At 65.2% G+C, this 4486-nt stretch carries 5 protein-coding genes and 1 tRNA gene; 2 read left to right on the top strand and 4 right to left on the bottom strand.

Going from position 1 to position 4486, the window contains the following annotated elements:
• Nucleotides 1-77: 77 nt before the first annotated feature.
• Nucleotides 78-150, top strand: a tRNA-Asn gene (locus tag ACZY0B_RS26820).
• Nucleotides 151-372: 222 nt separating this feature from the next.
• The gene (locus ACZY0B_RS26815; RefSeq protein ID WP_463767264.1) at nucleotides 373-654 is read left to right on the top strand and encodes a DUF3349 domain-containing protein; all 282 of its coding nucleotides are present in this window, start codon (nucleotides 373-375) and stop codon (nucleotides 652-654) included.
• 56 nt (nucleotides 655-710) lie between these two features.
• Here the strand turns inward: ACZY0B_RS26815 and arr are convergent, their stop codons facing one another.
• From arr to cysK, 4 genes are all read right to left on the bottom strand, one after another.
• The gene (arr, locus tag ACZY0B_RS26810; protein WP_463767263.1) at nucleotides 711-1139 is read right to left on the bottom strand and encodes an NAD(+)--rifampin ADP-ribosyltransferase; all 429 of its coding nucleotides are present in this window, start codon (nucleotides 1137-1139) and stop codon (nucleotides 711-713) included.
• Between the two features lie 44 nt (nucleotides 1140-1183).
• Complete coding sequence (locus tag ACZY0B_RS26805) at nucleotides 1184-2830, bottom strand: NAD-dependent malic enzyme (protein WP_463767262.1); 1647 nt, start codon at nucleotides 2828-2830, stop codon at nucleotides 1184-1186.
• Nucleotides 2831-2921: 91 nt separating this feature from the next.
• Nucleotides 2922-3608 carry a serine O-acetyltransferase gene (gene cysE, locus ACZY0B_RS26800; RefSeq protein WP_463767261.1) on the bottom strand — a complete coding sequence of 229 codons (687 nt, stop codon included), beginning with the start codon at nucleotides 3606-3608 and terminating at the stop codon, nucleotides 2922-2924.
• Nucleotides 3609-3610: 2 nt separating this feature from the next.
• Nucleotides 3611-4486: cysteine synthase A (cysK, locus tag ACZY0B_RS26795; protein ID WP_463767260.1), on the bottom strand; the 876-nt coding region annotated here is incomplete at its 5' end.

Raw genomic sequence — 4486 nt, 5'->3', positions numbered from 1 at the left:
AGAACTTGGGCGTGGGTGTGCCGGTACGCTAGAGTCGTCCAGCGATCCGCGCCAGAGTTCGCGTGGACACCGGTTATTCCCCTGTAGCTCAATTGGCAGAGCATTCGGCTGTTAACCGAAGGGTTGGTGGTTCGAGTCCACCCGGGGGAGCAGGTAACGGCGCAACTCCAAATCACCGGGCGCGTGGTGCTCGCGAGCGCCGCCAACGGGGGGCTCGGCATCGATGGTTCGAAATTCAACATCCGTAGAACGTGCGTTTCTCGCACGTCACCGACAGTTCAGTGGCGGCGCGTACGGTTTGGTCGTCGCACTCGGGTGGGTGCGCACATGACGGCTGGAGGGGGATGTCTCCCGGTGCCAATGAGCGGTTTGGTGACCACATTCGACGCCTTCATCCGCGCCGGCTACCCGCAGGGTGTGCCGAAGGCCGACTGTGTCCCGCTATTGGCGCTGTTGCGGCGCCGCATGCCCGACAACGCGGTGGCCGCGGTGGCCACTCACGTGGCGTGGCGCGGCGACTTGAACATCGATGCCGTCGATATCGGCCCGGCCATCACCCGGGTGGCCGACGAACTTCCCTGCGCGGCCGATCTCGAACGCGTGCAGGGCCGGCTCGCGGCGATCGTCGAACTGACCCGGCAGCCCGCCCCCTGACATAGCGGAATCTCGCTACCCGAAAGGTGTTCGCGCTCAACGCCGCCAAGCAGGTGCTAGTCGTAGATGACGGCCAGTCCTCGCCGCTCGAGATCAGCCAGGCTGTCCCGCATGGCTTGAAGCTGTTCGGATGAATGCCCCACCCAGTCCGTGATTTCGTCGACGATTTTCACGGGCTCCCGGGTGCGGTAGGAGCGAGTCGGATTTCCGGGCAACTTTTTGTCGGTCACGTTCGGGTCGTCCTCCAGCGTGCCTTCCGGTTCCACGATGTAGATGCGGCCGCGACCGTCTCCTTTAGCCAGTTCGGCTCCCCACACTGCGGCATCCAACGTCCGAGTCAGATAAACGTGGTTCGCAAAGCGTCCTGCGCCGTAGTTCGACCGACGTCCAGGCACCAGGCGATCACCCACCGCAAGGTCGGCCTTGGTGCCGTGCAAGAGCGCACCCGACTCGTGCACTTCAAAAGGTTTCGGCGTGCTCGTCACAGCAACCCCATCCGTCGTAGTACATGGTTGAAAGACAATGGGCGCTAATCGTATTCGGGTCGCCACATCGTGTCGAGGACTACCTGCCGGACGTCGTCGTGCGTTCGGGTGGCTACCCCTTCGTCGACGGCGGCGTGATAGACGGCCTCGGCGACCGCGGACGAGACGGCACCCAAGTTCTGCACGTCCGGCAACAGCGAATCCCCCGGATTGGTGGGCCTGGCCTGTCCCGCAACGGCTTTCGCGGCCGCGTGCAACATGGCCCGGGTCAGCAGCCGGGCGCCGGCCACGATGATGCCCAGCCCGAGCCCGGGAAACACCAGCACGTTGTTGGCCTGGCCGATGCTGTAGCTGACGCCGTTGTATTCCGCAGGGGCAACAGGGGTTCCGATCGCAACCAGCGCCCGGCCGTTCGACCATGCCAGCACGTCGGCCGGCATCGCTTCCATGCGTGAGGTCGGGTTGGACAACGGGAAGATCATCGGTTGTTCGCAGGACGCCGTCATCGCCTCCACGACCTCGCGGGTGAACGCGCCGAACACCGTTGAGCAGCCCAGTAACAGCGTGGGGGAGGCCAAATTGATTGCCTCGACGAGCCCGATCCGTTCCCCGGTTTCTAAGCCCAGCTGCCGGCGGTTCTTGGCGTAGGCCACCTGGAAGTCGCGCAGGTCGTCCATGTCGTCGAACAGCAAGCCCTGCTTGTCGATTGCCCAGATCGCCGAGGTGGCCTCTTCGATCGTGGCGCCGTCGTCAACCATCGCGTCGCGGATCTCGTCGGCGACACCGATTCCGGCGGTCCCGGCGCCGAACACGATCGTTTTCTGGTCGCGCAGCGGCACACCCGTGACATGCGATCCGCCGTGCACTGCAGCCACCACCACGGCGCCGGTGCCCTGCACGTCGTCGTTGAACACGCAGTAGTCGTCGCCGTAGGTTCGCAGAATCTTTCGCGCGTTGATCGGGCCGAAGTCTTCGAAATGCAATATGGCCCGTGGAAATAGCGTGCTGGCGGTCTCGATGTAGCGCTTGATGAAGGCGTCGTATTCGTCGCCCTGGCGGCGTGGGTGGCGATTGCCCAGATAGAACGGATCCTGCAGCAACTGTTCGTTATTCGTGCCGACGTCGAGTGACACCGCGATGCAGCGGCGGGGATCGATACCGCCACCGGCCGTGTAGAGCGCCAATTTGCCCACCGCGATTTGAATGCCACCCACGCCCCAGTCGCCGATGCCCAGGATGGCTTCGGCGTCGGTACACACGATCAGGTCAACGTCGTCGGGACCCAGCCCGAACGTTTGGAAGGCGTCGGCGATTTCATCGGGCTCGTCGATGCTCAGAAACAGGCCCCGCTGGCCGCGGTATTCGTCGGAGAAGCGCTGAATGGCCTCGCCGACCGTGGGCGTATAGACCACCGGCATCAACTCGGGCAGGTGGTCTTCGAGCACCTTGTAGTAGAGCAGCTCGTGTCGGTAGTGCAGCTGCTCGAGAAGCAGGTTCCGGCCGAGATCGGTTGCCATGCTTTGTAATTGATGCCATACACGGTCGGCTTGCTCTTCCAGGGTCAGCACCGCGGATGGAAGCCGGCCGGTCAGCCCGAGGCGCCGTCGCTCTTCGTGAGTGAAGCCGACACCACGGTTGAGACTCGGCGAGGACATCGCTATCGGAATCCGTGGCACACGGCCGTCGCTCATCGCCACCTCCGTCGTCGTGTCGGTACGTCAAGTCACGGTAGCGCTGATCGCGGTGAACGCATCTTGAAGACCTACTGAAAGCGCGTGGAGCTCAGATGGAGAAGTCCTCGCGGTGCCAGACGCCGGCTTCGGGTGGCCGGATGACGCGGCCAGTTTGCGCGTCGTCATCACTGGAAGCCTCGAGCCGGGCCACTCGGGTGAGCAGGGACTGCAGGCTGACACCTATCAGGTCGGGCATCATCGCGTCGTCCTCGTGGCCGCGGGCGAGTCGGGTGATGACCTGCCCGGGAACCCCGATGACGACGGAGCTGGTCGGCACCTCTTTGACCACGACGGCATTGGCGCCGATCCGGCTGTCGTCGCCGATTTTGATCGGCCCGAGGACCTTGGCCCCGGCGCCGATGATCACGCGGTCGCCGATCGTGGGGTGGCGTTTGCCGGTATCGGCACCGGTGCCGCCGAGCGTGACGCCGTGGTAGATCGTGACGTCCTCACCCACCTCTGCGGTTTCTCCGATCACCACCCCGGTGGCGTGGTCGATGAACAGCCCCGAGCCGAGGATCGCGCCGGGGTGCACCTCAACTCCGGTCAGGATGCGGGTGAATTCCGCCAGTACGCGTGCGGCCAGCCGGGCACCGCGGTTCCACAGCAGGTGGCTGATCCGATGTCCCCAGATGGCGTGCACGCCGGGGTAGGCGAGGATGACCTGCAGCGTGGTGGGAGCGGCCGGATCTCGCTCCTTGGCCGCTTGTATGTCGCGCTGCACCTCGTCGAGCATGGCTAATCCGCCAAATCGGCGAAAAGCGGTGTGCTCAGATACCGTTCGCCGAAGTCGGGAAGGACGACGACAATGAGCTTGCCCGCGTTCTCCGGCCGGCGGGCCACCTGCAGGGCGGCCACCACGGCCGCACCCGAGGAGATGCCGACGAGCAGCCCCTCCTCGCGGGCCAGCCGCCGGGCCAGGTTCATCGAGTCGTCGTTGCCGACGGTGACGACCTCGTCGACCACTTCCTCGTCGTACACCGGCGGGATGAATCCGGCGCCGAGGCCCTGGATGGGGTGGGGCCCCTTCTTGCCGCCGGAGAGCACCGGCGATGCGGCCGGCTCGACCGCGATGAACTGCACGGACGGCTTGCGCTCCTTGATGACCTGGGCGACCCCGGTGATGGTGCCTCCGGTGCCCACTCCGGCCACGAAGATGTCGATCTTCCCGTCGGTGTCCCGCCAGACCTCCTCCGCGGTGGTCTTGCGGTGAATCGCGGCGTTGGCCGGGTTCTCGAACTGCTGGGGCACGAAATACCGCTGATCGCTCTTGGCCAGTTCTTCGGCCTTGGCGATGGCGCCCGGCATGCCTTCCGGGCCGGGGGTGAGGATGATTTCGGCGCCGTAGGCGCGCAACACCTTGCGGCGCTCGATACTCATCGTCTCCGGCATGGTCAGCACCAGCTTGTAGCCGCGCGCCGCGGCCACCATCGCCAGCGCGATGCCGGTGTTACCGCTCGTCGGCTCCAGGATGATGGTGTCGGGCTTGAGCAGCCCGGCTTCCTCGGCGGCGTCGATCAGTGCCAAGCCCAGGCGGTCCTTCACGCTGTTCGCCGGGTTGAACGATTCCAGCTTGGCGACAACGTCTGCGCCCGCGCCGTCGGTGACCCGGTT

The organism is Mycobacterium sp. IDUB_19 (assembly GCF_055419445.1).
Note: the sequence above shows the minus strand (reverse complement) of the source record. Positions and strands in the feature narration are given on the sequence as shown.

Coding starts and splice junctions, on each gene's coding strand:
- cysE (WP_463767261.1), bottom strand. CDS start 3,608: ATGCTCGACGAGGTGCAGCGCGACATACAAGCGGCCAAGGAGCGAGAT.
- ACZY0B_RS26805 (WP_463767262.1), bottom strand. CDS start 2,830: ATGAGCGACGGCCGTGTGCCACGGATTCCGATAGCGATGTCCTCGCCG.